26 protein-coding genes and 2 tRNA genes are annotated in these 26,564 nt (G+C 67.8%); 16 read left to right on the forward strand and 12 right to left on the reverse strand.

Annotation, left to right across the window (positions count from 1 at the left end; genetic code table 11):
• The first annotated feature begins 85 nt into the window (after positions 1-85).
• From topA to ACZZZF_RS16915, 9 genes are all read left to right on the forward strand, one after another.
• A complete protein-coding gene (gene topA, locus ACZZZF_RS16875) occupies positions 86-2,929 on the forward strand; it encodes a type I DNA topoisomerase (RefSeq protein ID WP_463499668.1) in 2,844 nt (947 codons plus the stop codon).
• Positions 2,926-3,555 (forward strand): dTMP kinase, encoded by a 630-nt coding sequence (gene tmk / locus ACZZZF_RS16880; protein WP_056279859.1) that lies wholly within the window; start codon positions 2,926-2,928, stop codon positions 3,553-3,555. Before topA ends, tmk begins: the two co-directional genes overlap by 4 nt.
• A gap of 111 nt (positions 3,556-3,666) precedes the next feature.
• Complete coding sequence (locus ACZZZF_RS16885) at positions 3,667-4,824, forward strand: DNA polymerase III subunit delta' (RefSeq protein WP_056279862.1); 1,158 nt, start codon at positions 3,667-3,669, stop codon at positions 4,822-4,824.
• Positions 4,821-6,377, forward strand: coding sequence for an alpha/beta hydrolase (locus ACZZZF_RS16890; RefSeq protein ID WP_363521350.1), 1,557 nt, complete (start codon positions 4,821-4,823; stop codon positions 6,375-6,377). The genes ACZZZF_RS16885 and ACZZZF_RS16890 overlap by 4 nt, the downstream gene beginning before the upstream one ends.
• Positions 6,378-6,428: 51 nt before the next feature.
• A tRNA-Thr gene (locus tag ACZZZF_RS16895) sits at positions 6,429-6,504 on the forward strand.
• A gap of 87 nt (positions 6,505-6,591) precedes the next feature.
• Entirely contained in the window at positions 6,592-7,173 is a 582-nt protein-coding gene (locus tag ACZZZF_RS16900; RefSeq protein WP_463499670.1) for an isochorismatase family protein, read from the forward strand.
• A complete protein-coding gene (locus tag ACZZZF_RS16905; protein WP_463499673.1) occupies positions 7,170-7,697 on the forward strand; it encodes a DUF1697 domain-containing protein in 528 nt (175 codons plus the stop codon). Before ACZZZF_RS16900 ends, ACZZZF_RS16905 begins: the two co-directional genes overlap by 4 nt.
• A complete protein-coding gene (locus ACZZZF_RS16910) occupies positions 7,694-8,326 on the forward strand; it encodes a M23 family metallopeptidase (protein ID WP_463499675.1) in 633 nt (210 codons plus the stop codon). Before ACZZZF_RS16905 ends, ACZZZF_RS16910 begins: the two co-directional genes overlap by 4 nt.
• A 241-nt stretch (positions 8,327-8,567) precedes the next feature.
• Positions 8,568-9,089, forward strand: a complete 522-nt coding sequence (locus ACZZZF_RS16915; protein WP_056279871.1) for a CGNR zinc finger domain-containing protein — start codon at positions 8,568-8,570, stop codon at positions 9,087-9,089.
• Between the two features lie 23 nt (positions 9,090-9,112).
• Here ACZZZF_RS16915 and ACZZZF_RS16920 read toward each other — a convergent pair whose 3' ends face one another.
• From ACZZZF_RS16920 to ACZZZF_RS16930, 3 genes are all read right to left on the reverse strand, one after another.
• Positions 9,113-9,661 (reverse strand): type 1 glutamine amidotransferase domain-containing protein, encoded by a 549-nt coding sequence (locus tag ACZZZF_RS16920; RefSeq protein ID WP_053097341.1) that lies wholly within the window; start codon positions 9,659-9,661, stop codon positions 9,113-9,115.
• A 108-nt stretch (positions 9,662-9,769) separates the two neighbouring features.
• Positions 9,770-9,842 (reverse strand) — tRNA-Lys (locus ACZZZF_RS16925).
• A gap of 131 nt (positions 9,843-9,973) precedes the next feature.
• Positions 9,974-10,636 (reverse strand): fasciclin domain-containing protein, encoded by a 663-nt coding sequence (locus tag ACZZZF_RS16930; RefSeq protein ID WP_053097339.1) that lies wholly within the window; start codon positions 10,634-10,636, stop codon positions 9,974-9,976.
• Positions 10,637-10,859: 223 nt separating this feature from the next.
• On the opposite strand from ACZZZF_RS16930, the gene sigK reads away from it, so the two are divergent.
• From sigK to ACZZZF_RS16950, 4 genes are all read left to right on the forward strand, one after another.
• Positions 10,860-11,459, forward strand: coding sequence for an ECF RNA polymerase sigma factor SigK (gene sigK, locus ACZZZF_RS16935; RefSeq protein ID WP_187250573.1), 600 nt, complete (start codon positions 10,860-10,862; stop codon positions 11,457-11,459).
• Positions 11,456-12,265, forward strand: coding sequence for an anti-sigma factor (locus tag ACZZZF_RS16940; RefSeq protein ID WP_463499678.1), 810 nt, complete (start codon positions 11,456-11,458; stop codon positions 12,263-12,265). The genes sigK and ACZZZF_RS16940 overlap by 4 nt, the downstream gene beginning before the upstream one ends.
• 28 nt (positions 12,266-12,293) lie before the next feature.
• Entirely contained in the window at positions 12,294-12,923 is a 630-nt protein-coding gene (locus ACZZZF_RS16945; RefSeq protein ID WP_053097335.1) for a hypothetical protein, read from the forward strand.
• A 206-nt stretch (positions 12,924-13,129) separates the two neighbouring features.
• Positions 13,130-14,014: an aminodeoxychorismate lyase gene (locus ACZZZF_RS16950; RefSeq protein WP_072591615.1), complete on the forward strand. Its 885-nt coding sequence runs from the start codon at positions 13,130-13,132 to the stop codon at positions 14,012-14,014.
• Positions 14,015-14,159: 145 nt separating this feature from the next.
• Here ACZZZF_RS16950 and ACZZZF_RS16955 read toward each other — a convergent pair whose 3' ends face one another.
• The 8 genes from ACZZZF_RS16955 to ACZZZF_RS16990 all read right to left on the reverse strand — a co-directional run bounded on the left by ACZZZF_RS16955 (position 14,160) and on the right by ACZZZF_RS16990 (position 23,412).
• Complete coding sequence (locus ACZZZF_RS16955) at positions 14,160-14,609, reverse strand: DUF559 domain-containing protein (RefSeq protein ID WP_230100380.1); 450 nt, start codon at positions 14,607-14,609, stop codon at positions 14,160-14,162.
• 603 nt (positions 14,610-15,212) lie between these two features.
• Positions 15,213-15,992 carry a phosphate ABC transporter ATP-binding protein PstB gene (pstB, locus tag ACZZZF_RS16960; protein ID WP_045254296.1) on the reverse strand — a complete coding sequence of 260 codons (780 nt, stop codon included), beginning with the start codon at positions 15,990-15,992 and terminating at the stop codon, positions 15,213-15,215.
• 37 nt (positions 15,993-16,029) lie between these two features.
• The gene (gene pstA, locus ACZZZF_RS16965; protein WP_463499680.1) at positions 16,030-17,139 is read right to left on the reverse strand and encodes a phosphate ABC transporter permease PstA; all 1,110 of its coding nucleotides are present in this window, start codon (positions 17,137-17,139) and stop codon (positions 16,030-16,032) included.
• A gap of 1 nt (position 17,140) precedes the next feature.
• Positions 17,141-18,109 (reverse strand): phosphate ABC transporter permease subunit PstC, encoded by a 969-nt coding sequence (pstC, locus tag ACZZZF_RS16970; RefSeq protein WP_053097329.1) that lies wholly within the window; start codon positions 18,107-18,109, stop codon positions 17,141-17,143.
• 129 nt (positions 18,110-18,238) lie between these two features.
• Positions 18,239-19,342, reverse strand: coding sequence for a phosphate ABC transporter substrate-binding protein PstS (pstS, locus tag ACZZZF_RS16975; RefSeq protein WP_053097327.1), 1,104 nt, complete (start codon positions 19,340-19,342; stop codon positions 18,239-18,241).
• Between the two features lie 192 nt (positions 19,343-19,534).
• Complete coding sequence (locus ACZZZF_RS16980) at positions 19,535-20,512, reverse strand: NUDIX hydrolase (RefSeq protein ID WP_053097325.1); 978 nt, start codon at positions 20,510-20,512, stop codon at positions 19,535-19,537.
• Positions 20,509-22,674, reverse strand: a complete 2,166-nt coding sequence (locus ACZZZF_RS16985) for an RNA degradosome polyphosphate kinase (protein WP_053097323.1) — start codon at positions 22,672-22,674, stop codon at positions 20,509-20,511. Before ACZZZF_RS16985 ends, ACZZZF_RS16980 begins: the two co-directional genes overlap by 4 nt.
• A gap of 54 nt (positions 22,675-22,728) precedes the next feature.
• Positions 22,729-23,412, reverse strand: coding sequence for a winged helix-turn-helix transcriptional regulator (locus ACZZZF_RS16990; RefSeq protein ID WP_053097321.1), 684 nt, complete (start codon positions 23,410-23,412; stop codon positions 22,729-22,731).
• Between the two features lie 72 nt (positions 23,413-23,484).
• On the opposite strand from ACZZZF_RS16990, the gene ACZZZF_RS16995 reads away from it, so the two are divergent.
• The 3 genes from ACZZZF_RS16995 (at position 23,485) to ygfZ (ending at position 25,662) form a co-directional block, all read left to right on the forward strand.
• Entirely contained in the window at positions 23,485-23,772 is a 288-nt protein-coding gene (locus ACZZZF_RS16995; RefSeq protein ID WP_053099202.1) for a hypothetical protein, read from the forward strand.
• Positions 23,773-23,936: 164 nt separating this feature from the next.
• Positions 23,937-24,539 carry a nitrobindin family protein gene (locus tag ACZZZF_RS17000; protein ID WP_463499683.1) on the forward strand — a complete coding sequence of 201 codons (603 nt, stop codon included), beginning with the start codon at positions 23,937-23,939 and terminating at the stop codon, positions 24,537-24,539.
• A 1-nt stretch (position 24,540) separates the two neighbouring features.
• Complete coding sequence (gene ygfZ, locus ACZZZF_RS17005; protein WP_056279879.1) at positions 24,541-25,662, forward strand: CAF17-like 4Fe-4S cluster assembly/insertion protein YgfZ; 1,122 nt, start codon at positions 24,541-24,543, stop codon at positions 25,660-25,662.
• Between the two features lie 22 nt (positions 25,663-25,684).
• Here ygfZ and ACZZZF_RS17010 read toward each other — a convergent pair whose 3' ends face one another.
• Positions 25,685-26,509 (reverse strand): methyltransferase domain-containing protein, encoded by an 825-nt coding sequence (locus ACZZZF_RS17010; protein ID WP_463499686.1) that lies wholly within the window; start codon positions 26,507-26,509, stop codon positions 25,685-25,687.
• Between the last annotated feature and the right edge of the window lie 55 nt (positions 26,510-26,564).

Here is a 26,564-nt window from a genome sequence, read left to right on the forward strand (position 1 = left end):
CACTTTCCGGCGAAAATGCAGGCGACCTCTGTGACCAACCCATCACGGCGGTGTGTATGGTGTGCTTCGAAGAAAGGATGCTCCCTTGGCTGAAGGCAAGAAGCTCGTCATCGTCGAGTCTCCGACGAAGATGCGGTCGATCCAGGGGTACCTCGGCGATGGCTACGAGGTGCTCAGCTCGGTCGGCCATATTCGCGACCTCGCAGACAAGAAGGACATCCCCGCCGCGGACAAGCAGGCGTACGGAAAGTACTCGATCGACGTCGACAACGACTTCGACCCCTATTACGTGGTCTCCGATCGCAAGACGAAGACCGTCGCCGAACTCAAGCGGGCGCTCAAGACTGCCGACGAGCTTCTGCTCGCCACTGATGAGGACCGCGAGGGCGAGGCCATCGCGTGGCACCTGCTCGAGACGCTGAAGCCCAAGGTCCCCGTCAAGCGGATGGTGTTCCACGAGATCACCAAGGACGCGATCCAAGCGGCCATCGGCAACACGCGTGAGCTCGACACCGACCTGGTCGACGCGCAGGAGACCCGCCGTATCCTCGACCGACTGTACGGGTGGGATGTCTCGCCCGTGCTCTGGTACAAGGTCAAGACCGGTCTCTCTGCCGGCCGAGTGCAGTCCGCCGCCACCCGCATGATCGTCGAGCGTGAGCGCGAGCGCATGGCGTTCGTGTCCGCCGAGTACTGGGACGTCGAGGCGCTCGCGTCCTCGTCGTCCGGATTCAAGGTCCGTCTGGTCCGCGTGGACGGCGGTCAGCTCGCCCGAGGCACCGACTTCGACGACGACGGCAAGCTCAAGAAGGCCGTCATCATCCTCGACGAGGCCAAGGCGGCGGCCCTCGCGCTGGCGATCGACGCCGCAGGCACGGGCACGGTCACCAAGGTCGAGGCGAAGCCCGGCACCCGCAGCCCATACGCGCCGTTCACCACCTCCACCATGCAGCAGGAGGCCGGACGAAAGCTCTCCATGAGTGCCAAGCAGGCGATGAGCGTCGCCCAGCGGCTCTACGAAAAGGGCTACATCACCTATATGCGAACCGACTCGGTGGCGCTGAGCACCCAGGCGGTGCAGGCCGCTCGCAGCCAGGCCGTCGCGTTGTACGGCGACAGCGCCGTGCCGCTCAAGCCGCGCGTCTACAAGTCGAAGAGCAAGAACGCCCAGGAGGCGCACGAGGCCATCCGCCCGTCGGGTGAGAACTTCCGCACCCCGAAGTCGGTCGCCGCCGAACTCGACCGCGAGGAGCACCGCCTCTACGACCTCATCTGGAAGCGCACCGTCGCCAGCCAGATGGCCGACGCGAAGTACGAGACCACGACCGTCACGATCGCGGTCGACGCCGGCGGGCAGAAGGCCGAGTTCACCGCGTCGGGCACCGTCTACACCTTCAAGGGCTTCCTCGAGGCGTACGAAGAGGGACGCGACGAGAAGCGCAACGACAAGGACGCCGACGAGAATCAGTCGCTCCCTGCGGTCGCCGTCGGCGATGACCTGCGGATGTCCGATGCCGAGGCGAAGGGGCACCGCACGACCCCGAAGCCGCGCTTCACCGAGGCATCGCTCGTCAAGGCGCTCGAGGAGCACGGCATCGGCCGCCCTTCGACGTTCGCGAGCATCATCGGCACCGTGATCGATCGCGGCTACGCCACCAAGCGCGGCCAGGCTCTCGTGCCGACGTGGCTCGCCTTCAGCGTCGTGCGCCTGCTCGAGGAGCACTTCGCCGACCTGATCGACTACGACTTCACCGCAGCTCTCGAAGACGACCTCGACGCGATCGCCCGCGGTGAGCAGAAGCGCGTCGAATGGCTGCGTTCCTTCTACTACGGCTCGGATTCGCACGTCGGACTGCGCCAGACCGTCGACAACCTCGGCGAGATCGACGCGCGTGCGCTCAACTCCACGCCGATCACCGAGACCGCCACCCTGCGATTCGGCAAGTACGGACCCTACCTCGAGGTCGCGAACCCCGACGCTCCGGACGAGAAGCCGCGCATCGTCAACGTTCCCGAAGACCTCGCTCCTGACGAGCTGACCGAGGCCAAGGCGCAGGAGCTCATCGATGCGCCGGTCGCCGGCGACCGCGTGCTCGGCACGAACCCGGACAACGGCAAGATCGTCGTCGTCAAGGACGGCCGATTCGGGCCCTACGTTCAGGAGAACGACCCCGTCTCTGAAGATGCGGCGGTCGACGAGGCCACCGGCGAGGTCGTCGAGGCGCCCAAGCCCAAGCGTGGGGCGAAGAAGGATGCCGCGCCGAAGCCGCGCACCGCTTCGCTGTTCCGTTCGATGTCGGTCGACACGATCGATCTCGACACGGCGCTGCAGCTTCTCAGCCTGCCGCGGGTCGTGGGAGCCGACCCGGAGAGCGGCGAGGAGATCACCGCGCAGAACGGCCGGTTCGGGCCCTACCTGAAGAAGGGCACCGACTCGCGCTCGCTCGAGAGCGAATCGCAGATCTTCGATGTGACCCTCGAGAAGGCCCTCGAGATCTATTCGCAGCCGAAGTACGGTGCCGGATCCCGCCGAGCATCCAGCGCGCTCGCCGAGTTCGAGGCAGATCCCGTGAGCGGCAAGCCGATCCGCATCCGCGACGGACGCTTCGGCGCCTACGTCACCGATGGCGAGACCAACGTCACGATTCCGCGGGGCCAGAAGGTCGAGGACATCACGTTCGAGACCGCGGTGCAGATGCTGGCAGACAAGCGAGCCAAGGGGCCGGCGCCCAAACGCGGTGCGGCCAAGAAGCCCGCGGCGAAGAAGCCCGCGGCGAAGAAGCCCGCGGCGAAGAAGGCGCCCGCGAAGAAGGCGCCCGCGAAGAAGGCGACCGCGACCGATGCGGAGAAGGCAGCCGCGCGGTCCGCAGCCGCCAAGAAGGCCGCTGCCACCCGTGCCGCGAATGCCGCGAAGAAGGCCGGTTCGTGACGTCTGACTCCGGAGTCTGGATCACGCTCGAAGGCGGAGACGGATCGGGGAAGACCACGCAGTCGAACCTGCTCGGGCAGTGGCTGACGGATGCGGGGCGGACGGTCGTGCGCACCCGTGAGCCGGGTGGGTCGGAGGTCGGCCAGCTGATCCGCGACATCGTGCTCCACCATCGCGGCGACATCGCCCCGCGGGCAGAGGCTCTGCTCTACGCGGCCGATCGCGCGCACCACGTCGCGACCGTCGTTCGACCGGCGCTCGCCCGCGGCGAGGTCGTGCTGCAGGACCGCTACCTCGACTCGTCCGTCGCCTATCAGGGCGCGGGGCGTGTGTTGGACGGCGACGAGATCCGCGACCTGTCGCTCTGGGCAGCCGAGGGAGCGCTTCCCGATCTCACCGTGCTGCTCGACCTCGATCCCGAGTCGGCGCGCGTGCGACTCGACTCCGCCGACAAGCCGTTCGACCGGCTCGAAGCCGAGAAGACCGAGTTCCATGCCCGCGTCCGCGACGCGTACCTCGCCCTGGCCCAGGCCGAACCGGAGCGGTTCCTGGTTCTCGATGCCGCCGCGACTCCGGAGAACATCGCCGAGCAGATCCGCGATCGGGTCTCGACGCTCATCGGCTGATCCGCCCGGCGGTGCGCCCGACCACGTCATGGCCAGGGCTTCACCCGGTCGGTGCCGCGTACATCGCCCGGCGGTGCCGCGCACGTCGGTGCTCCCGATTAGGCTGAGGGCATGCCCCAGACTGTCGCCGCCCCTTTCCCGTGGGCCGACGTGTGGGGGCAGGATGCCGCGGTCGACACGCTGCGCAATGCCGCATACGATCCGTCCGCGCTCTCGCACGCCTGGCTGATCACGGGTCCTCCCGGGTCGGGACGATCCACCCTCGCGCATGCCTTCGCCGCGGCGCTCGTCGCGGATCACCCGGACGACGAGGCGGCCATGCGTCAGGTCCTCGCGGGAACACATCCCGATGTGACGGCCCTGCGCACCGACAAGGTCATCATCACGATCGCGGAGGCCCGTGCGCTCGTCGAGCGCTCGTACTTCGCGCCCTCTGCGGGCCGCTACCGCGTGATCGTGGTCGAAGATGCCGACCGCATGGTCGAGCGAACCTCCAACGTGCTCCTGAAGGCGCTCGAGGAGCCGCCCGAGCAGACCGTCTGGATCCTCTGCGCGCCGAGCGAAGCCGACCTGCTGCCGACGATCCGCTCCCGCGTCCGCTCGCTGCGACTGCGTGAGCCCGATGTCGCAGACGTGGCACGTCTGATCACCCTCCGCACGGGGGTCGACGAAGCCATCGCCGAGCAGGCCGCCCGCCACGCACAGCGTCACATCGGCATGGCCCAGCGTCTGGCCACCGACGAATCCGCCCGTCGCCGCCGCGACGAGACCCTGAGGTCGGTGCTGGGAGTTCGCGGTGTCAACGACGCCGTCGAGGTCGCCGGGCGCATCATCCAGGCGGCCACGGACGACGCCAAGGCGCTCACTGCCGAGCGCGATGCGGCCGAGCGCGCATCCCTGCTCCGCACCGTCGGGATCGCCGAGGGGCAGGCTGTCCCGCCCGCCCTGCGAGCGCAGATCTCAGCCCTGGAAGACGATCAGAAGAAACGCGCGACCCGAAGTCTGCGCGACGGGATCGACAGGGTGCTCACCGATCTCCAGTCGCTGTTCCGTGACGTCGTGATGCTGCAGTTCGGCAGGGACGACGAGCTGATCAACCGTGAGCTTCGTGAGGATCTGGCTGCTCTCGCGGCGGCCTGGCCCGAGACCCGTACTCTTGTCGTACTCGACCACCTTGCCGACACACGCCAGTCGCTGGAGCGCAATGTCGCACCGCTGCTCGCCCTCGAGAGCTTGCTCGTGACTGTCACGAGCGGGAGGACACCGTGAACAATCGACCGACTTCCCGCATCCGACGTGCCGTCGCTGTGATCGCGGGCCTCGCCGCGGCATCGGTCGCACTCTCCGGGTGTCTGTATTCGATGATCCCCGAGCAGGCCGAGCCGAAGCCGTCGACCACCAACGCTCCTGACACGGAGGGCGTCGCCGACGACCTGCTGCCGTTCTACGGGCAGACGCTCACCTGGAGCGAATGCGGCACGGGCTTCGACTGCACCGACGTGACCGCGCCGCTCGACTGGGAGAACCCGGGGGAGGGAGAGATCACCCTCTCCGTCGTGCGCCACCAGGCGACGGGAACGGCTCAGGGCTCGCTGCTGACCAACCCGGGCGGTCCCGGCGCCAGTGGAGTCGAACTCATCCGCGACAGCCTCGACTTCGCCGTCGGAGCCGCCCTCATCGAGAACTACGACGTGATCGGCTTCGATCCCCGCGGCGTCGGCGAATCGACGGCCGTGACGTGCTTCGATGCTGCGGGCATGGACGACTACCTCTACTCGATCCCCGCGGGCAAGCGCGGGAGCGCCGAGTGGGAGGCGGAGCTCCTCGATGCGCACAAGGAGTTCGCCGACGCGTGCGAGGCGAACAGCGGTGGCATCCTGCCGTACGTGACGACGATCAACGCGGCGCGTGACATGGATCTGATCCGTGCGGTGCTGGGCGACAAGCAGCTCAACTACCTGGGCTACTCGTACGGCACCTTCCTCGGTGCGACGTACGCCGACCTCTACCCCGACAAGGCGGGGCGCCTCGTGCTCGACGGCGCGATCGACCCTGCCGTCTCGGGCCTCGATGTCGGCGCGACCCAGGCGCTCGGATTCGAGTCGGCCCTTCGCGCCTACATGCAGGACTGCCTCGACTCGGGGGAGTGCCCGTTCACCGGCACGGTCGACGAGGCGATGGCCGACCTCGGTGCGCTGCTGGCGAGTGTCGACGCCGCTCCGCTCGAGAACGGCGACGGACGCATGCTCGGCGCGGACTCGCTGATGACCGGCATCATCGCGGCACTGTACTCGGCGGACAGCTGGCAGTACCTCACCCAGGCCCTCGACGAGGCGCTGCAGGGCGACCCGACGACGGCGTTCTTCCTCGCCGACTTCTACAACGGTCGCGAGAACGGCACGTACCTCGACAACTCGAGCGAGGCGTTCCGCGCGTACAACTGCATGGACTACCCGGTCGAGGACGATCCTGCCGCCGAGGCGGCGACCGAGAAGAAGATCGCGGACGGAGCTCCGACCATCGCTCCGTACTGGAACGGACCCGACTCCTGCTCGGTGTGGCCTTATCCGCCGACCGGCACCCGGGGCGAGATCAACGCCGAGGGCGCGGGCCCCATCCTCGTGGTCGGCACGACCAATGACCCGGCGACCCCGTACGAGTGGTCCGAGTCGCTCGCTCAGCAGCTCGAAGAGGGCGTGCTGATCACCCGCGTGGGCGAAGGGCACACCGGATACAACAAGGGCAGCAGCTGCGTCGACAGCACTGTGGAGGCCTTCCTGCTCGACGACGTGGTGCCCGAGAGCGACGTCCGCTGCGAGTGATGTCGGCTCGATTCGCGGTGCGGCTCCGGAACGGGTAATATCGATGATCGCGCCGCTTTAGCTCAGTCGGCAGAGCATTTCACTCGTAATGAAAAGGTCGTCAGTTCGATTCTGACAAGCGGCTCCAGCAGGCCCCGTGATGTGAACAACATCCCGGGGCCTTTTGGTTTCCCGGGGGTTGGGCGGGCGCGCGCGGGCGGCGTACCCTCGGATCATGAGCAGAGCGCTTCTGATCGTCGATGTCCAGAACGACTTCACCGAGGGCGGGGCGCTGGCCGTGACCGGCGGCGACGACGTGGCATCCGCGGTCTCGGACTTCCTCGCGGTGCATGCATCGGAGTACGACGTCATCGTCGCCTCACGCGATTGGCACGACGCCGAGGGTGACAACGGCGGCCACTTCGGGGAGGTTCCGGATTTCGTCGACACCTGGCCCGTGCACTGCGTCGCGGGTACGCCGGGTGCGGATTACGATCCCCTGCTGGTGACGGATGCCGTCACGCACCATGTGCACAAAGGGCAGGGTCGCCCGGCATACTCGATGTTCGAGGGCGCGACCGAGTCGGGGGAGACGGTCGGAGCGATCCTCACCGCCGCCGGGGTCATCACGGCCGACGTCGTCGGCATCGCCACAGACCACTGCGTGCGCGCCTCTGCTCTCGATGCGATCGCACACGGAGTCCGCGTCCGGATCCTCACCGACCTGATCGCGGGTGTCGCTCCGGAGCCGAGCACGGCAGCCCTCGCAGAGCTCGCACACGCAGGCGCCGAGCTCATCGCGAGCGACGCTGCGTGAGCCGCAGTGCCCTGCTCCTGCGAGCGGTCAACATCTCGGGCCGCAACAGGGTGCCGATGGCGCGGCTGCGCGAACTGATCGCGCCCGAGCTGGGGGAGGTCTCGACCTACATCGCGAGCGGCAACATCATCTGCGAGCAGCCGAGTGACCCGCGATCGGTCTGCGCCGACGTGCGCGCAATGATCGCGACCGAGTTCGGCGTCGATACGCCCGTCGTCCATCGCACGCACGACCAGCTCGTGCGGTCGCACGCGAACCAGCCGTTCCATGGGGCATCCGAGAATCTGCTGCACGCCATGTTCCTCGAGGGCCCCGCGTCGGCAGGTGCGGTCGACGCCCTGCAGGAGCGGCTCGTGCAGGGGGAGCGGATAGCGCTCGTCGACGACGATCTGTGGATCGACTACGCCGAGGGAGGCGTGCACACCACCAAGCTCACCAAGGCGGTGCTCGATAGGCTGCTCGGCGTCGCCGGGACGGCACGCAATTCGCGCACCGTGCGCAAGCTCATCGAGCTGACGGAATGACTCCCTCGGAGCCGGCGGTGCTGTCCCTGCCCTTCACGGGGCGATGGCTGGTGCAGAACAGCCCGGCGTCCCGCGTTCCGAGCCACGGCACGACGCTGTTCGGCAGCTCGTATGCGATCGACTTCGTCCCGGTGGGCGCGGACGGGCGCAGCGCGCCGCGCACGGTCCGGAGCCTGCTCCGCACTGAGAGCCCGGAGGGTTTCGTCGGTTTCGGGCGCTCGATCCTCTCGCCGGTGTCGGGCGAGGTCGTCCGTGTCCATGACGGCGAGGTCGACCACGTCGCGCGTCGTTCGGTGGGTGCCCTTCTCGGATACGCCCTCACGCAGCCCTCGCGCGTGCGTCGGGGCGCGGGGGCTGTCGCCGGCAATCACGTCGCCATCAGATGCGACAGGGGACTGGTACTGCTGGCGCACCTACGTGCGGGCAGCGTGACCGTGCGGGTCGGCGATCTCGTCGTTCCGGGTGATCGGATCGGCGACTGCGGAAACTCCGGCAACAGCACCGAGCCCCACCTGCATCTGCAGGTGTCGGACACGCTGGAGCGGGATGCGCGCGGCATCCCGATGGCCTTCCAGCGGTCAGGGCAGCAGCCGTGGATGCCACGCAACGGAGACATCGTCACGGCCTGATGTCTCGTCTCGGCGGGTCCGGACGAACGCGGCGCTGAGGGCCGTCGCCGGCCGCTGCGGGTGCGTCTCGAGATCGACGCGATGCGTGCCGCACTCAGCGCAGCGGACGTACACGACGACGCCCTCGCTGGTCGGATGCCGGGAGTCCGCGGTCCAGGCGTGCTCGTGGATTCTCGCTGTCTGGTGAGGGATCGGCAGAGTGTGCAGGGAGGTCATGACTCCAGCGTGATGTAATGGCCTTATGCATCTCAACCCTTACGGAGAATACGCGGTGCTTCTCGCGGCATCCCTCGCCGATGACTTCCCCGCCGACCGTCCGGGCATCGAGGAGCGCACACTCGAGATGGGGATGACGATGACGTTCCCACCCGCGGCGGACGACCGCGCACGCGTGAGAGAAGTGGTCGACGACTGGTTGACGATCGTCGACGCACGGGACCCGGACGCCCGCGCGGAGATCCTCAACGCGCAGATGGCCCAGGCGGCGGCCTACCCTCGCCTCACGAACCACGACGGCGAAGGCTGGCACCTGCACTACCGCGACGACGTCCAGTCTCTGCCCTACGTCCTCCGTGCGATCTTCGCCGTCGGAACCTCGCTGCACCTGGTCACCCGCGGCATGGATCGACTCGGGCGCTGCGAGGCCTCGCCCTGCACGAACGTGGTCGTCGATGTGACGCGCAACGGCCGCCAGCGGTTCTGCTCGGTGCGCTGTGCGAACAGAGCGGCGGTCCGGCGTCACCGAGCGCGCGCGGGCGCCTGACACCGGACCGCCCGGTGCTCAGATCACGCGGTCTGCTCGGCGTGCTTGCCTTCAGCGACCTCTTCGATCAGCTTCGCGTTGAACGCGGGAAGGTCGTCGGGCGTGCGGCTCGAGACGAGCCCCGCATCGACCACGACCTCCTCGTCGACCCAGGTGGCTCCGGCGTTGCGGAGGTCGGTCGCGAGGCTCGGGTAGCTGGTCAGCGTCCGTCCGTCGACCACGCCGGCCTCGATCAGGATCCAGGCGCCGTGGCAGATGACGGCGACGGGCTTGTGCTGCTCGAAGAACGAGCGCGCGAGGTCGATGGACGCCTTGTCGAGCCGCAGGTGGTCGGCGTTCACGACACCGCCCGGAAGCACGAGAGCGTCGAACTCGTCGGCCGTGGCCTTCTCGGAGGTGAGGTCGACGTGCTGCACGTGACCGTTCTTGCCGGTGATCTGCTGTCCGTCCGGTGCGATGAGCGTGGCGCTCGCGCCCTCGCCCTGCACCGCTTCCCACGGACTGGTCAGCTCGCTGTCCTCGAATCCGTCTGTCGCGAGGAATGCCACTCGGCTGTCGGTGAGAGTCGCCATGATGCGTCCTTTCGTGGGGTGGATGTCCCGGATGGGGACGCCACGACTCTCGCGCAGGATGCGGATGCGGTGAAGGGGGTGGCCGGATCCGGCCGACGGTGATAACGGTGGGCCCCGTGGGGCTCGAACCCACGACCCGCGGATTAAAAGTCCGATGCTCTGCCAACTGAGCTAGAGGCCCGCCCCTCCAGTCTAGGGCGCAAAGAAGGAGCCGCTGACGACGATGTCGTCAGCGGCTCCTTGCACCATCCCACCGACCTCCCCCGAGAGGTGAGATGGCTTACCGAGTGTCCGCCTCGGCGTTCCCTGGCCTTACTCGGCCGGGGGCATCAGAACCGTGTCCACGAGGTACACGGTGGCGTTCGCGGTCTGGACTCCACCGCAGATGACGGTCGCGTCGTTGACCATCAGGTCGTCGCCGCTGCCGGTGACCTCGACGTCTGCACCCTGCACGGTGGCGTGCGTTCCGACGATCTCATCGGGGGTCAGCTGTCCGGGGATCACGTGGTAGGTCAGAATCGAGCTCAGCGTGGCGCTGTCCGTCTTGAGAGCCTCGATGGTGGCCGGGTCGATCTTCGCGAAGGCGTCATCGACCGGAGCGAAGACGGTGAACTCGTCGCCGTTGAGCGTGTCGACGAGGTTGACGTCGGGGTTCAGCTGTCCGCTGACTGCCGCCACCAGCGTGGTGAGCAGCGGGTTGTTCGATGCGGCGGTGGCGACCGGGTCGAGAGCCATGCCCTCGACGGAGCCTGCGCCGTCGGGCACAGCCTCTGCGTATGCGGCGCAGCCGGGGCCGACCAGGTTGGCGGCCGGGTCCATCGTCTCGGTCTCGGGAGCCATCGTCTCGGACGACTCGGGGGCCGTCGACTCTGCCGGCTCTTCGGTGGTGCCGCCCATGGAACATGCGGAGAGCAGGAATGCGCTCGCAAGGCCGAGGGTGATGGCTGCGGTGACCTTCTTCTTGGTGCTGAACATCTCAAGCTCCTTCAGAACACTGCCACGGCCTCTCCGTGGCGTTGACAGTCGTTCGGAGCCCCGTCGGGATCGGATGGGAGAAATCGCAAAGTTTTTTTCGAGTCGTCGAATCCAATCCGTTCCGGGGGTCGGCCGCGAACATCATTCGACGAACCGCACTTAAGAGGACTCATTTCCGTCACTTTCGGGTGGCGGTTGCACGGGAAAGCGGGGTGAATGCGGCATGCTGTTAGAGATGGTCATCGACGGAATGGACGTACCGGAAGACGGTACGGCTCGGGATGCTGTCGCTGACCTGCTTCTGCGCATCGGCGGCGGCGATCAGCGCGCGTTCGCGGAGCTCTACGACAGTCTGTCGTCCCGTGTCTTCGGCCTCATTCTCAGGGTTCTCGTCAATCGCTCGCAGAGCGAAGAGGTGCTTCAGGAAGTCTTCTTGGAGATCTGGCAATCCGCTACGAAGTTCGCTCCGAACAAGGGACAGGGAAGAACCTGGGTGATGACGATCGCGCACCGTCGTGCGGTCGACCGGGTTCGGGCGTCCCAGTCCAGTGCGGACCGAGACGTGCGAGCCGGGTTCAGGGATATCGGAGTCGCGCACGACAGTGTCGCGGAGACGGTGGAGCTGGGCATCGAGGGCGAGAAGGTCGTTCACGCACTCTCGGGCCTTCCTGAGGCCCAGCGCGAAGCTCTCGTCCTGGCCTACTACGGCGGTTACAGTCAAAACGAAGTGGCAGTGCTCGTCGGGGCACCGCTGGGGACGATCAAGACACGGATGCGAGATGGGCTCTCGCGTCTGAGGACAGCTATGGGGGTGACGGCATGAACGAGCAGGAATTCGCAGAACTCGCGGCAGGAGCGGCACTCGACGCGCTGTCGCCCGATGACCAGCAGCGCTATCACGCCGCTCTCGCAGCGCATCCCGAGTGGCAGAGCATCGTCGATGCGGATGCCGACAGCGCAGGATTCCTCGCCGACGGCGCAGCTCCGGTGGTTCCGTCGCCCGACATCCGCGCGACGCTGCTCGCACGGATCGCGGAGACACCGCAGAACGGCGACATCGTGTTCGCCGATTCGACCCCTGACGCCCTGGCGGACGAGACGTCGGATGCCGGGCCTGCGGAGGACTCCGCTCCGACCGCTCTCGGTGGGGAAGCCGCGCCGAAGGCTCCGGCACACCGCCTCCGCTTCCTCTTCGCGCTCGCCGCGTGCCTCGCACTGCTCGTCGGTGTGGGAGCGGGCGCTGTCGCGATCAACACGTACATCAACCGTCCGGCCAGCGTCGTCGCTCTCGAGGACATCCAGTCGGCCGATGATGCCCAGCAGGCCAGCGTCTCTCTCGAGAGCGGTGGCACGGCGACCGCGCACTGGTCGGCGTCTCTCGGCAAGTCCGTGCTCGTGACCGACGGCATCCCGTCGCTGGCCGAGGGGGAGACCTACGAGCTCTGGTACGTCCGAGGCGACACCCCGGTGCCGGCAGGCGTGTTCGCGGCCGAAGACGGCGAAGCGACGGCAGTGCTCGCCGGAGAGATGCAGGCAGGCGACGTGATCGCGGTCACGGTGGAGCAGGACGGCGGTTCGCCCTCCGGCCTGCCGACGACCGACCCCGTCGTCGTGATTCCGACAGCCTGACCTCCCGGATCGCGCGTACCCTGGACTGATGCCTGAGCAGTTCTCCCGTCCGGTGCGCCGGCCCACCAGCGCCTTCGACAACATCGTCGGCAGTCACGATCCCGCCGAGGAGACGCGCATCGCGCACGCGACGGCATCCGCTCTGCTGACCCGTGTCCGTGCCGACGAGAGCGGTGTGAGCGCTGACAGACTCGTCGCCTTCACCGATGAGCACGGCATCGACGAGATCGCCGAGCTCTGGTCGAAGGCACCGTCCCGCACCCTGCCGGGCGCCCTCTGGCGGCTCTACATCCTGCAGCTGGCGATCCACGGCGACCCGCAGACCGCCGCCCTGCTCTACGAGCGCGGCAGGGTGGAACTGGCGTCGGTGGATGCCGTGATCGCCGGGGCGCCGGTGCCGGCGAACCCCGATGAGCTCGTCGCGCTGATCGACACGATCCTCCGTGGCGCGTTCCGGGGGGACTTCGCGGTCGCCCTGGACCGGGCGGCGGCGTTCTGCCGGGTCCAGGCCTCGGGAGCGACGCACACGGCGGACGACTACGAGCCGACCGAGCCGTCGCGCGCCAGTGAGCTCACCACCCGCGCCCTGCGGCTGAGCAGCTATGCGCAGGATCTGTCGGCCTCCGCTGTGCTGTGGCGTTCCGGAGCCCTCGCCTGAGCGGACGCGTGCGGGTGAGCGCGAGCCCTCGCGGACTCGCGACGGGCACGACCTGCGACCGGGCATGAAAAGACCGGGCCGCAAAAACGCCTCTCGGCGGAAGGCCGCTCGCAGCGGCAAAAATTGGAGCCCGGGGTTATGCGGCCCGGCCACTCCATTGTAACAAGATCATGCTGCAGCTATTCCCGGGGCCCTAGGCTCGGATCATGACACGGCGCTTTGCTCTGATGATCGATCCTGCGGCGGCTGACGTCGACCGTTCCGACTTCGCAGAGACTTTCACTCTCGTCGATGCGGCCGCTCCGGCGCTCAGCGTGGGGGAGCTGAGCACGCAGCGCGGCGACGGAGTGTTCGAGTCGATCGGCGTGATCGACGGTCATGCGCAGGAGGTCGTGCCGCATCTCGAGAGGTTGACTCACTCGGCGCAGCTGTGCGATCTGCCGCTTCCCAACCAGGCGCAGTGGCACCAGGCGATCGAGCGGGCCGCCGCACACTGCGAGCAGGGCGAGTACGTCATCAAGCTCATCCTCAGCCGAGGCGTCGAGCACGGCCCCACGCCGACGGCCTGGGTCACCGCGGCGCCGGCATCCGACTTCTCGACTGTGCGGGAGCAGGGAATCCGCGTCGTCACCCTCGACCGCGGATACGACCTCGACGTGGCCGAGAAAGCACCGTGGCTGCTGCTGGGCGCCAAGACGCTCTCCTACGCCGTGAACATGGCGGCGCTTCGCGAGGCGCATCGACGAGGAGCCGACGACGCCATCTTCCTGTCGCGTGACGGCTTCGTGCTCGAGGCGCCGACCGCGTCGCTGATCCTGCGTGTCGGGGATCGCTTCGTGACACCGGCCCCGAACGGCGGCATCCTGCACGGCACGACGCAGCTGAGCGTCTACGACTACCTTGCCGGGAAGGGGCTCGTCGCAGAATACAGCCGAGTGCCGGCATCCGACCTTCCCCGGGCTGATGCCGCATGGCTGGTCTCGAGCGTCCGCCTCGCCGCCCCGATCACCGCCGTCGACGGAGTCGACATCCCGGTCGATCACGCCCTGACGGCCGAGCTGAACGACTACCTCCTCTCGCCCCGCGACTGAGGACCCGTCCGCTTGGCCCGACCGCCCGCTACGGGCACAACTTCGGAGCTCTCGACCGACCCGCCGCGCGCAGTCACCCGGATCGGCGCGTCGTCGACCGGCATTCGAAGTTGTGCCCGTAAATGGGGCGCTGATCCGAGAATGATCAGGGCCTGAGCGCCATCATTCCGACAATCGCTCGCTCGACGAGATCCCAGTCATGTATGACCATCGCATAGTCGAACCGAAGTGTGGCGTGCCCCCACGCTGCGGCCGTGGCGTCCCGGGTGAGATCGCGGTGTCGATGCGACTGTCCCTCATGATTCGCCTTGCCATCCGTCTCGATGAGAAGCCAATCATCGATCATGAGATCGACGATGCCGCTCGCGACGAACCGCACTTGGCAGCGGACGAACCATCCGTACTTGCGGAGTCGCAGCCGAACGAGTGACTCCAGGCCGCTGTCGGCATCCGCGCGGGAGAAGTCGATCAGGTCTCGTCCAAAGGTATCGACGTGCAGCCGCAGCCATCGCAGCCCATCGCCGTCGATCAGGCCGAGGCGGCGCGCGGACTCGAGCGCGACGAAGAACGCCTCGCCGCCGCGGCAGTGGAGCATCTGCAGCAGTATCCGAGGTGCCGAAGGGAGCCCGAACGTTCGCGAGGAAGCGCCTGAATCCCAATGACGGATGCAGGTGCACTCACGGCTGACGCCCGGGTGATGGTGTCTGTCTGCGCGAAGCCAGACGTGCAGAGCTGGATCCTCGAGAACCCAGATGCCGAGGTGCCGTGCTGCGCTGGCGCATCCCAGAGAGCCTCCATGCTCAGCAGCCTCGACGGCGCTCGCGCAGGCCGTGTCGGCAGCGTAGACCCCCCGTCGGATTCGACGGAGCTGCCCGCGCCGCACGCGAGCGTCGAGAGTCCGGCGTGAGCTTCTCGCCCGAAGGTCGCGCCAGGTCCAGATCTCGATCGATGATGAGCTGCACATCAGAGGAGCATCCGCGATCCCGATGCCCGTTCTCGACCATGATGCCGGCATCTGTGGACGCAATTCGTCCTGGCTCGTCTCTGCAGGATGAGTGCCGCGGTCTGGCCCCGGGCACCGATTCGGACTAAAACGACGAAACGCCGTGGGACCAGAGGGTCACACGGCGTTTCGGACCAGCAGCTCCGAAGCTGTGCCCGCGAAGAACGGGCGCCCGGTCGAAGCTGAGGCGGATGCTTATCCGAAGCGACCCGAGACGTAGTCCTCGGTGGCCTGGACAGACGGAGTGGTGAACATCGTACGGGTGTCGTCGTACTCGATGAGCTTGCCCGGCTTGCCGGTGCCCGCGATGTTGAAGAACGCCGTCTTGTCGGACACGCGGCTCGCCTGCTGCATGTTGTGCGTCACGATGACGACCGTGTACTGGGTCTTGATCTCGGCGATGAGCTCCTCGATCGCGAAGGTCGAGATCGGGTCGAGCGCCGAGCAGGGCTCGTCCATGAGGATCACGTCGGGGGAGACGGCGATGGCACGCGCGATGCAGAGACGCTGCTGCTGACCGCCGGACAGGCCGGAGCCCGGGCGGTCGAGGCGGTCCTTGACCTCGTTCCAGAGGTTCGCCCCACGCAGCGACTTCTCGACCAGGGCATCCTGGTCGCTCTTGGCCATGCGCGTGTTGTTGAGCTTGACGCCCGCGAGCACATTCTCCTTGATCGACATGGTCGGGAACGGGTTCGGGCGCTGGAAGACCATGCCGACCTGGCGGCGCACGAGCACAGGGTCGACCCCGGTGCCGTAGAGGTTCTTGCCGTCGATCAGCACCTCGCCCTCGACGCGCGCGCCGGGGATGACCTCATGCATGCGGTTCAGGGTGCGCAGGAACGTGGACTTGCCGCAGCCCGAGGGGCCGATGAAGGCCGTGACGGTGTTGGGCTTGATGTCGATGCTGACGCCTTCGACCGCGAGGAAGTCGCTGTAGTAGACGTTGAGGTCGTTGACTTCGATGCTCTTGGACACGTGAAATCCTTCTTCTTCTTCAGTCGGGTATGACGGCTCAGCGGCCGTTGATCTTGGGGGCGAACACCTTGGCGATGACGCGAGCCAGGAGGTTCAGCACCATCACGATGACGATCAGGGTGAGGGCGGCTGCCCAGGCCCGCTCGAGGTAGGCATCGACGGGGATGCCGGGGTATTTGGCCTGCATGTACGAGAACACCGGCAGTGTGGCCATCTGGCCGCTGAACATGTTCAGGTTCATGCCCTGCACGATTCCGACGGTGAGCAGCAGCGGGGCGGTCTCGCCGATCACTCGGGAGATGGCCAGCATGATGCTCGTCAGGATTCCGGCGATCGCGGTGGGCAGCACGACCTTGAGGATGGTGAGCCACTTCGGCACGCCGAGTGCGTAGGCCGCCTCGCGGAGCTCGTTCGGCACGATGCGCAGCAGCTCTTCCGAGCCGCGCACGACGACCGGGATCATCAGCACCGAGAGCGCGAGCGAACCCATGATGCCCATTCGCGTGCCCGGTCCGACGATGATCGAGAAGACCGAGTAGATGAAGAGACCGGCGACGATCGACGGGATGCCGGTCATGACGTCGACGAGGAAGGTGATGCCGCGAGCGAGGTTGCGGCCTTCGCCGTACTCGACGAGGTAGATCGAGGTCATCAGGCCGATCGGCACCGAGATGATCGTCGCGCCGAGGGTGATGAGCAGCGTGCCCCAGATGGCGTGCACCGCGCCGCCGCCCTCGCCGACGACGTTGCGCATCGAGAAGCTGAAGAACTCTCCGTCGAACCGCATGAGGCCGTTGACGACCACGGTGTAGAGCAGCGAGATCAGGGGCAGGAGCGCGACCACGAAGGCGCCGGAGACCAGCGCCGTCATGAGACGGTCGATCGCGTGGCGACGGCTCTCGACCACGGTGGAGATCACCATGATGAGCACCATGTAGAACAGCAGGCCGACGACGAGCGTCAGCGCGATGTTGAAGTCGGCGGGGTCGTTGCCCACGTTCATGAAGGCGAAGATCGTCGCCGACACGACGAATGCGACCAGCAGCAGTGCCCAGGGGGCCCACTTGGGCAGGTGGCCGGCCGAGGTGATGTGCGTCGGGGCGACGACGGACGCGGGCGACGGTGAGGGCGTGAGAGTGGCGGTCATGTCAGTTGGCTCCCGAGAACTCGGCGCGGCGCGAGACGATCCAGCGGGCCACGAAGTTGACCGCGAAGGTGACGATGAAGAGGATCAGACCCGCGGCGATCAGCGTGTTGACGCCTTCGTCGTGGGCCTCGGGGAACCGCAGCGCGATGATCGCAGGGATCGTCGTGGGGTTCTCCGGGTTGATCAGGTTGAAGGTGACGATGCCGAGCGGCGAGAGCACGAGGGTCACTGCCATCGTCTCGCCGAGTGCGCGACCGAGACCGAGCATCGCGCCCGACACCATTCCGCTGCGTGCGAAGGGGAGCACGGCCATCCGGACCATCTCCCAGCGCGTGGCTCCCAGCGCGAGGGCCGCCTCTTCGTGAAGCTTCGGCGTCTGCAGGAAGACCTCGCGGCAGATCGCGGTCATGATCGGCAGGATCATCACCGCGAGCACCAGGGAGGCGGTGAGGATCGTCTTGCCGGTTCCGGAGGGCGTTCCGCTGAAGAGCGGGATGAAGCCGAGGTTCGTGTTCAGCCACTTGTAGAAGGGCACGAGCATCGGCGCGAAGGTGAGCGCTCCCCAGAGGCCGAAGACGACCGAGGGCACGGCGGCCAGCAGGTCGATGATGTAGCCGAGGACGCCGGCGAGGCGGCGAGGGGCGTAGTGCGAGATGAAGAGCGCGATGCCGATGGCGATCGGGGCGGCGATGACGAGGGCGATGAAGCTCGACCACAGCGTTCCGAAGACGAACGGCCACACCCACGACAGGAACGACTGCCCTTCGAGGATGTGGTTGTTGGAGGTGTCGGACGACAGTGCGGGGATCGCCTGCACGATGAGGAAGACGGCCACCGCGGCGAGGGTGACGAGGATGATGATTCCAGCCGCCAGCGCGGTGCCCGAGAAGACGAGGTCGCCGCGGCGGCGGGGAGCGGTGCGCGTCCCGGTGGAACGGGTGGTATCGGGACCCGTTGAGGTTGTGGTCATCGGAGCGACTCCAGGCTCTGAGGGACGTTCGGGGTTTTCATGCGGGTGCCCCCGCGGTGTCGGTCGAGTCCTACGACCGACACCACGGGGGCGTCGGGACCGGGGCTCAGCGGTGTGCTGAGCCGTCGATCACTCCGTGACGATCGCGTCGATCGCCGTGTTGATCTGCTCGCGCAGGCTGTCCGAGATCGGGGCGCTGCCCGCGGCCTCTGCTGCAGCGTCCTGGCCCTCGGCCGATGCGACGTACTGGAAGTACGCCTTCACGAGACCGGCGGTCTCGGCGTCGTCGTACTCGACGCAGCCGATGAGGTACGAGACGAGTGCGATCGGGTACGAGCCGGCGGGCGCTGCGGCCGGGTCGACGGCGTACGCGAGGTCGTGGTCGGAGCGCCCCTCCTCGAGCGGGGATGCCTCGACGAGCGCTGCGGCTGCCTCGGCGGAGTACGCGACGTACTCGCCCTCGACCTCGACGGCGACCTGGCCCAGGTCAGCGGTGCGTGATGCGTCGGCGAAGCCGATGTAGCCGACACCGTTGGTGATCGCGTCGACGACGCCCGAGGTGCCGTCGCCGGCCTCACCGGTCGACAGCGGCCACTCGTCGCTGGCCTCGTAGGTCCACACGTCGGGGGCGACGGCGCTGAGGTACTTGGTGAAGGTCTCCTGCGTGCCCGACGCGTCTGCGCGGTGCACGGGGACGATCGCCTGGTCGGGAAGCTCCACGCCCTCGTTCTGCGAAGCGATGGCGGCGTCGTTCCAGTTGGTGATGGCGCCGGAGAAGATCTTCGCGATGGTCTGGCCGTCGAGGTTCAGCTCGTCGATGCCCTCGAGGTTGAACGCGACGGCGACGGGCGAGATGTAGACGGGGATCTCGACGATGTCGTCGGAGGTGCAGGAGCCGAAGCCGCCTGCGGCGAGCTCGTCGGCGTCGAACGCGCGGTCGGAGCCGATGAAGTTCGAGGAGCCGGCGATGAAGTTCTCGCGGCCGGTGCCCGAACCGGTGGCGGTGTAGTTCACCGTCGTGTCGGGGTTGGCGGTCTGGAATGCGGCGACCCAGGACTGCTGCGCGGCCTCCTGCGAGGAGGCGCCGGTGGCCTCGATCGTGCCGGAGAGCGTGGACTCGCTCGGGGCGTCGGTGGAGCCGCCGGTTCCGCCTTCGTTCGCGGCACAGCCGGCGAGTGCGAGAGCGGCAACGGCGCCGACGGCGCCGATACGTGCGATTCGGGAGATCTTCACTGTGGATCCTTCGATCTTTGATGGGTGGGGCCCGGTGCAGGGCACACAGTGACGCTATGTGCGGCGGTTAACGAGACTCTCCCGCGCAGGTGAACGGGAGGTGAACGGCACGCGTCTCTCTGGGGCATGCGAAAGGCCGCACCCGGAACCGGGTGCGGCCTTCCCACGGCTCGCGGCGCGAGACGGACGGTGTCACGCCTTGGGGATGTGCGTCTCGATCGCGATGATCCCCGACCCCGGATTCGACGCCGAGAGGTGGACGACCGAGAAGGCGGCCGGTTCGAGATCGGCTGCGCTGCTCACGTACGAGCCGCGGACGGTGCCGGTCGCCAGCGCGATCTCCGTCAGGATTCCGGGGAGGACCGGGCCATGGCTGCACAGCACGGCGGGCTTGCCGGAGCGCACGCGCCGGCCGACCACGGAACGCAGATCGTCGTCGCCGTCCTCCCACGCATCCTGACTGATCTTCGGGGTCGTGACGGTCTTGCGGTCGAGGGCTTTCGCGAGGGGTGCCACGGTCTGCATGCAGCGCACGGCATCGCTCGTGATGATCTTGCGCACACCGAACGCCCGCAGTGGACCGACGATCGACTTCGCCTGCTGCTCGCCGCGGTCTGTCAGAGGCCGTGCGGCATCCGCCCCGTCCCAGTCCGAGCGCGAGAGCGCCTTCGCATGACGCAGAGCGATGATCGGGAAGGTGCGCAGCACGCCGTCGTCGACGAGCTGCGTGAAGAAGTCGAGGATCTCGATGTCGACGGGGTAGCTCAGCCGGGCGCGGGCCTTCTTAACGCTCACCCATTCGAGGGCGGCGATCTCGCGATTGGGCACGAACGTCGAGGCGCGGATCGCGTCGGCCGTCGCCTCGGCCGCCCAGTAGTGCACGACCTTCTGCTTGCTCGACGGCAGGTGGTACCGACTGACGCCGACGGGCACGCCGAGGGAGACGCGGATGCCGGTCTCCTCATGCACCTCGCGCACCGCGGTCTCGGCGAGCATCTCGCCGGGATCCACCTTGCCCTTGGGGAGCGTGACGTCGCGGTACTTCGTGCGATGGATCAGGAGGATGCGCAGCTTGCCGTCGATGAGCCTCCACACGACCGCGCCGGCCGCATACACGGCCTTGTCCGTCCATTTCGACCGTGCGGTCTGGGTGCTCGTGTGCGCGCTCATCGAACCGCCCGTGCTCGACGACGCCGCTGGATCAACCCCATGGTCTTGTCCTGCAGGTCGACGAGGGGCTTGCCTGCGGCATCCTCGGCGTGGCGGGTCCAGACGCCGTCGGCTCCGAGGTGCCACGACGTGGTTCCCGGGTCCATGGCGAGATCGAAGAAATCGAGCAGATCCTTCATGTGGACCGGGTCGGTGACGCGCACCAGCGCCTCGACGCGGCGGTCGAGGTTGCGATGCATCATGTCGGCGCTGCCGATGTAGACCTGGGCGTCGCCGTCGTTGTGGAATGCGAAGATGCGCGAGTGCTCGAGGTAGCGGCCGAGGATGCTGCGGACGGTGATGTTGTCGCTGATGCCCTCGAGGTCGGTGCGCAGGCTGCAGATCCCGCGGACCCACACGTCGACCTTCACACCGGCGGCACTGGCGCGGTACAGCGCGTCGATGACCTCTTCGTCGACCATCGAGTTCACCTTGATGCGGATGCCGGCGGGCTTGCCGTCCTCGGCATTGCGGCGCTCGTGGTCGATCTGGCGCACCAGTCCCTTGCGCAGGTGAAGCGGCGCCACGAGGAGACGCTTGAACTTCTTCTCGATCGCGTAGCCGCTGAGCTCGTTGAACAGACGCGTGAGGTCCTTGCCCACCTGGGCGTCGGTGGTGAACAGCCCGAAGTCCTCGTAGATGCGGCTGGTCTTCGGGTTGTAGTTGCCCGTGCCGATGTGCGAGTAGTGGCGCAGCACGCCGTCCTCCTCGCGGATGACGAGGGCGAGCTTGCAGTGGGTCTTGAGTCCGACGAGGCCGTAGACGACGTGGACTCCCGCCTTCTCGAGCTTGCGCGCCCAGACGATGTTGTTGGCCTCGTCGAAGCGGGCCTTGACCTCGACCAGCGCCAGCACCTGCTTGCCGGACTCGGCGGCGTTGATCAGCGCCTCGACGATCGGGCTGTCACCCGAGGTGCGATAGAGCGTCTGCTTGATGGCCAGCACGTGCGGGTCGCGCGCCGCCTGCTCCAGGAACGCCACGACGCTGGTGGTGAACGACTCGTACGGGTGGTGCACGAGCACGTCCGACTTGCGGATCGCCTTGAAGATGTCGGCCCGTGTGTTGCTGCCGGTGGGCTGGAAGGCGACCGCGGTGGTGGGCAGATGCGGCGGGTAGCGGAGATCGGGTCGGTCGATGCGCGACAGGTCGAACAGGCCGCGCAGATCGAGCGGCCCGGGCAGGCGGTAGATCTCCTGGTCGGTGATCTCGAGCTCGCGCACGAGGAGGTCCATCGTGACCTCGTCCATGTCGTCCGTGATCTCGAGGCGGATCGGCGGGCCGAAGCGGCGCCGCAGCAGCTCGGCCTCGAGCGCCTGGATGAGGTTCTCGCTCTCGTCCTCCTCGATCTCGACGTCCTCGTTGCGGGTCAGGCGGAAGGCGTGGTGATCGAGGACCTCCATACCGGGGAAGAGGTCGCCGAGGTGGTTGGCGATCAGTTCCTCGAGCGTCAGGAAGCGCTTGATCTCGCCGGTTCCGGGCACCTCGACGAAGCGGGGAAGCATGGGCGGCACCTTGAGGCGGGCGAACTCCTGGCGGCCGGTGCGGGCGTTGCGGATGCGGATGGCGAGGTTGAGCGACAGTCCCGAGATGTACGGGAAGGGGTGCGCGGGGTCGACCGCGAGCGGCATGAGGACGGGGAAGACCTGCGCCCCGAAGTACTCGGAGAGCTTGGACCGCTCGTCGTCGCTGAGCTCGGACCATTCGGTGATCTCGATGCCGGATTCGGCGAGAGCCGGTCGTACCAGCGACTTCCACGCGTCGGCGTGGCGCAGCTGCAGCGCGTGCGCCTCGCGAGCGATGTCGGCGAGGGCGTCGGCGGGGGAGCGGCCGATGTTGGTGGGCACGGCCAGGCCGGTCACGATGCGACGCTTGAGCCCGGCGACGCGGACCATGAAGAACTCATCGAGGTTGCTCGCGAAGATGGCGAGGAAGTTCGCGCGCTCGAGTTCGGGGAGCGAGGGATCCTCCGCCAGCTCGAGCACGCGCTGGTTGAACGCGAGCCAGCTCAGCTCACGATCGAGGTAGCGGTGGTCGGGGAGGAGCGCGTCCGGGGACTCGATGGCATCGAAGTCGTCATCTTCAGCGTCACCGAGACCTGCGTCGGCGAGTGCGGGATCGATCATGGGGTACATCTAAGCACCGTGAGGTGTCGCGCGCGTGAACTGACCTCTCGTGCGTCAGCGCGCAGCGGCGACCGGCTCCTCGTCGTAGACGTTGAATCGGTAGCCGACGTTGCGCACCGTGCCGATGATCTGCTCCTGGTCGCCCAGCTTCGCCCGCAGTCGGCGGACGTGCACGTCGACCGTTCTGGTGCCGCCGAAGTAGTCGTATCCCCACACCTCGCTGAGCAGCTGCTCGCGGGTGAACACGCGAGAGGGGTGCGTGGCGAGGAAGTGCAGCAGCTGGAACTCCTTGTAGGTGAGGTCCAACGGGCGTCCGCGGAGCTTCGCCGAATAGGACTGCTCGTCGATCGTGACGCCAGACGCCTGTACGCGGGTCGGTTCGGCGACCTCGTCACGGCGTGCGAGTGCGAGCCTGACCCGCGCGTCGGTCTCGGCCGGCCCCGCAGTCGACAGCAGCACGTCGTCGATGCCCCACTCGCCCGAGAGGGCGCTCATGCCGCCCTCGGTGACGACGAGCAGCAGCGGGGCGTCCTGCCCTGTGGCCCGCAGCAGGCGGCAGAGGGACTTCGCCCCGACGAGATCGAGACGGCCGTCGACGATCACGATGTCGTACTCGGGGGCGCTCACGAGTTGGGCGGGCTCGGCCGGGATCTGACGCACTCGATGGCTGAGGAGCTCGAGTGCGGGCAGGACCTGCTCCGAGACCGGAGCATTGGTCAACACCAGGACCTGGGCCACACGCACTCCTTCCGGACGGCGGGGTACGCCGTGCCGCAATGATACCGGGCGCTGATGGGTGACAATGGAGTCATGACGGATCCAGCGCTCGCACCGCGTAATGCTTTCGTCGGCGTGCTCATCGTCTGGGCCGTCGCCTTGGTGGCCGCTGTCGGCGTGGGCATCTTCGTCGCCGAGGAGTGGCGGGTGCCGTGGCTGCTCGTCGCGTTCGGCGCGATCGTGCTCCTCTCCTTCGCCGTGCAGCTGCAGTACGGGCGCACACAGGGCTTCATCTTCCGTGTGGGTGCCAGCACGATCGGTGCGCTGCTGCTGATGGGCGTGATCTCCGTCGGCTTCGGCCTGGCCGCACTCCTCACCTGATCCGCAGACGAGACACCGGGTCTACCGCAGGGTAAAGTGGTGGCCATGGACCTCATGGCGCTCGAACTCTTCTTCATCGGCCTCCTGGGCCTGGCGAGCCTCGCGATCGCCTTCGTCTCGGTCGTCGTGCTGAGAAACCTCTTCCGCGGCCAGCGCTGAGCATCGTGCTCGAGCTCCCCACCGATCTCCCCGCCGACCTCGCGCCGCTCTCGTGGCTCATCGGCGTCTGGGAGGGAACCGGCGTCATCGACTATCCGGTCGGCGACGAGCGTCTACAGGGTGAGTTCACGCATCGCGTGAGCTTCAGCCACGACGGCGGCCCGTTCCTGAACTACTCGGCCACTGCGACGTTCACCGGCGACGACCAGGCGGTCTCCCTCCCGCTCGTCGCCGAGACCGGTTTCTGGAGGCTCAGCCGTCCGGCCACCGCCGCCGATCCCGGCCCCGGGCTGCTGCCGCCGCTGACCGAGCCGGTCACGCGCGGAGTCGACGACGTCGAGCAACTGCGCGCGGCATCGGGCGGATTCCCGATCGAGGTCTCTCTCGCACATGCCGACGGGACGCTCGAGCTCTACCTCGGCGAGATCAACGGTCCGCGCATCGACATCGCCTCCGACGCGATCGTCCGCGGTGCGGGTGCCAAGGAGTACGGCGCCGCGACGCGCATGTACGGACTCGTCGACAACCACCTGCTCTGGGCCTGGGACATCGCGGCTCTCGGCACTCATATGCGGGCGCACGCGTCGGCACGATTGGCCAAGGTCTGACATGACCGGTTTCTCCGGCATCCCCGGCGCTGTGACCGGCGACGGCGGGATCGCCCACTTCGGCGACGCGTTCCGTGAGCAGCGTCGCCTCGCCTCAGGCGGGGCGATCGTGCCGCTCGACGACCGGACGGTCATCGAGGTCGCGGGCCCCGAACGACTCGGATGGTTGGATTCCATCACCTCGCAGTCCGTCGGTCGGCTCGCGCCCGGCGAGAGCACCGAGATGCTCGTGCTCGATCCCCAGGGGCGCGTCGAGCACGCCGCCGGCGTCCTCGACGACGGGGCATCGACCTGGCTCATCGCGGATGCCGGCGACGCCGAGGCGTTGGCGACCTGGCTGACGCGGATGAAGTTCCGCACACAGGCCACCGTCGCCGTGCGTCCCGATCTCGCGCTGCTCGGCTTCGTCGACGGAGGCGCGGCGGCTGAGCGTGGGACTGCTGCGGCATCCGCTCCTGCAGGCGCACCGCTGATCTGGACCGATCCGTGGCAGCGCGTGAGCGCGGGCGGTCACCAGTACGCCGAGGTCCTCGATCACCCGGGTGCAGACCTCGCCTGGAAGGTGGCCATCGCGACCGCCGAGGCAGCAGATGCGCTGGCAGCGACGCTCTCACCGGAAGAGGTCGCCGGACTCCTCGCCGCCGAGGCGCTGCGCATCGCCGCCTGGCGACCGCGGTGGTCGGCCGAGGTCGACGAGCGCTCGCTGCCGCACGAGTCCGACTGGATCCGCACCGCCGTGCACCTCAACAAGGGCTGCTACCGCGGACAGGAGACCGTCGCGAAGGTCCACAACCTGGGTCACCCGCCGCGCAGGCTCGCGGCACTGCACCTCGACGGCAGCGAGGCCGTGCTGCCCGCGGTCGGCGATGCGGTACTCGCGGGCGACGACGAGGTCGGTCACATCACGTCGGTCGCCCGGCACCATGAAGACGGACCGATCGCCCTCGCGATCCTGTCGCGTCGCACGCCGGTCGGCGATCTCGTCGTCCGCGCCGAGGGGGTCGACATCGCCGCGACGCAGCAGGTGATCGTGCCGGCGGATGCCGGTGCCACGGCCGACATCCCTCGTATCACCCGACTGTCCCGACGGCCGAGCGCACCGGATCCGCGCCAGGCGGGCTGACTCGCGGGGCGAGCAGTGCCCTTCACGGGAGCGGCGCGACCGCATCCCAGGGGAGCGTGAGCTCACCGAGTCGCCACCGGCTCTTGACGCCGAGCACGGGCCAGCCATGATCGCGCAGAGCGGCGACCGCGCCCAGGAATCTCTGCGTCGCTCCGAAGGTCGACAACGGCGCCGCACGGCTCCACTCGCGATCGAGGTCGACGAGCAGGGCGTGCACGCGCTCGCCGGGCACGTTGCGGTGGATCAGCGCTTTCGGCAGCCGCTCCGCGACGATGCTCGGACGCTCGAGATCCGCGAGACGCAGGGAGATCGTGAACCGGAGCGGCGATCCGGTCGGGTCGACGTCGACCCAGCTCGACACCCGACCGATCTCCTCGCAGGTGCCCTCGACGAGCAGGCCCTCGGGAGCGAGGCGCCCGGCCATCGTGCTCCAGGCCGCGGCGACATCGGACTCGTCGTACTGGCGGAGCACGTTCATCGCGCGGATCACCGCGGGGCGCCGCCCGGCAGGCAGAGGCACCTCGAATCCACCGCGGGCGAAGGAGACGCGCAGATCGGGCGAGAAGGCGGTGTTCCCTGCCTGCACCTCGACCAGCTGCTGAGTCGCGGTCGCGACTCTGACCGGATCGATCTCGAGGCCGCGCACCTCGGCATCCGCTCGCACGCGCTGCAGTCGGGTGGCGAGCTCGAAGGCGGTCACCCCGCTGGCGCCGTAGCCGAGGTCGATGACGAGCGGATCCGCGGCGCGGCGGAACGCGGGGCTCACCGCGATCCAGCGGTCGTTGCGGCGCAGCCTGTTCGTCCCGGTGGTGCCGCGGGTCGGCCGACCGAGGGGAGATGACGCCATGCGTCAATCCTCGCAGGGCATGGGCGTGGACGCGTCCGGCTGCGCCGATAAACTG

Source organism: Microbacterium sp. AC215 (assembly GCF_979258645.1).

What these genes read in the sequence shown, in the direction of transcription:
- pstA (WP_463499680.1), bottom strand. Translation starts at nt 17,139, where the DNA reads ATGACCGCCACTCTCACGCCCTCACCGTCGCCCGCGTCCGTCGTCGCC.
- ACZZZF_RS16995 (WP_053099202.1), top strand. Translation starts at nt 23,485, where the DNA reads ATGACGGATCCAGCGCTCGCACCGCGTAATGCTTTCGTCGGCGTGCTC.
- ACZZZF_RS16940 (WP_463499678.1), top strand. Translation starts at nt 11,456, where the DNA reads ATGAACGAGCAGGAATTCGCAGAACTCGCGGCAGGAGCGGCACTCGAC.
- ACZZZF_RS16885 (WP_056279862.1), top strand. Translation starts at nt 3,667, where the DNA reads ATGCCCCAGACTGTCGCCGCCCCTTTCCCGTGGGCCGACGTGTGGGGG.
- ACZZZF_RS16915 (WP_056279871.1), top strand. Translation starts at nt 8,568, where the DNA reads ATGCATCTCAACCCTTACGGAGAATACGCGGTGCTTCTCGCGGCATCC.
- sigK (WP_187250573.1), top strand. Translation starts at nt 10,860, where the DNA reads ATGCTGTTAGAGATGGTCATCGACGGAATGGACGTACCGGAAGACGGT.
- ACZZZF_RS16920 (WP_053097341.1), bottom strand. Translation starts at nt 9,661, where the DNA reads ATGGCGACTCTCACCGACAGCCGAGTGGCATTCCTCGCGACAGACGGA.
- pstC (WP_053097329.1), bottom strand. Translation starts at nt 18,109, where the DNA reads ATGACCACAACCTCAACGGGTCCCGATACCACCCGTTCCACCGGGACG.
- ACZZZF_RS17010 (WP_463499686.1), bottom strand. Translation starts at nt 26,509, where the DNA reads ATGGCGTCATCTCCCCTCGGTCGGCCGACCCGCGGCACCACCGGGACG.
- ACZZZF_RS16950 (WP_072591615.1), top strand. Translation starts at nt 13,130, where the DNA reads ATGACACGGCGCTTTGCTCTGATGATCGATCCTGCGGCGGCTGACGTC.
- ygfZ (WP_056279879.1), top strand. Translation starts at nt 24,541, where the DNA reads ATGACCGGTTTCTCCGGCATCCCCGGCGCTGTGACCGGCGACGGCGGG.
- ACZZZF_RS16945 (WP_053097335.1), top strand. Translation starts at nt 12,294, where the DNA reads ATGCCTGAGCAGTTCTCCCGTCCGGTGCGCCGGCCCACCAGCGCCTTC.
- ACZZZF_RS16930 (WP_053097339.1), bottom strand. Translation starts at nt 10,636, where the DNA reads ATGTTCAGCACCAAGAAGAAGGTCACCGCAGCCATCACCCTCGGCCTT.
- ACZZZF_RS16980 (WP_053097325.1), bottom strand. Translation starts at nt 20,512, where the DNA reads ATGAGCGCGCACACGAGCACCCAGACCGCACGGTCGAAATGGACGGAC.
- ACZZZF_RS16985 (WP_053097323.1), bottom strand. Translation starts at nt 22,674, where the DNA reads ATGATCGATCCCGCACTCGCCGACGCAGGTCTCGGTGACGCTGAAGAT.
- ACZZZF_RS16900 (WP_463499670.1), top strand. Translation starts at nt 6,592, where the DNA reads ATGAGCAGAGCGCTTCTGATCGTCGATGTCCAGAACGACTTCACCGAG.
- ACZZZF_RS16910 (WP_463499675.1), top strand. Translation starts at nt 7,694, where the DNA reads ATGACTCCCTCGGAGCCGGCGGTGCTGTCCCTGCCCTTCACGGGGCGA.
- ACZZZF_RS16955 (WP_230100380.1), bottom strand. Translation starts at nt 14,609, where the DNA reads ATGCTCCACTGCCGCGGCGGCGAGGCGTTCTTCGTCGCGCTCGAGTCC.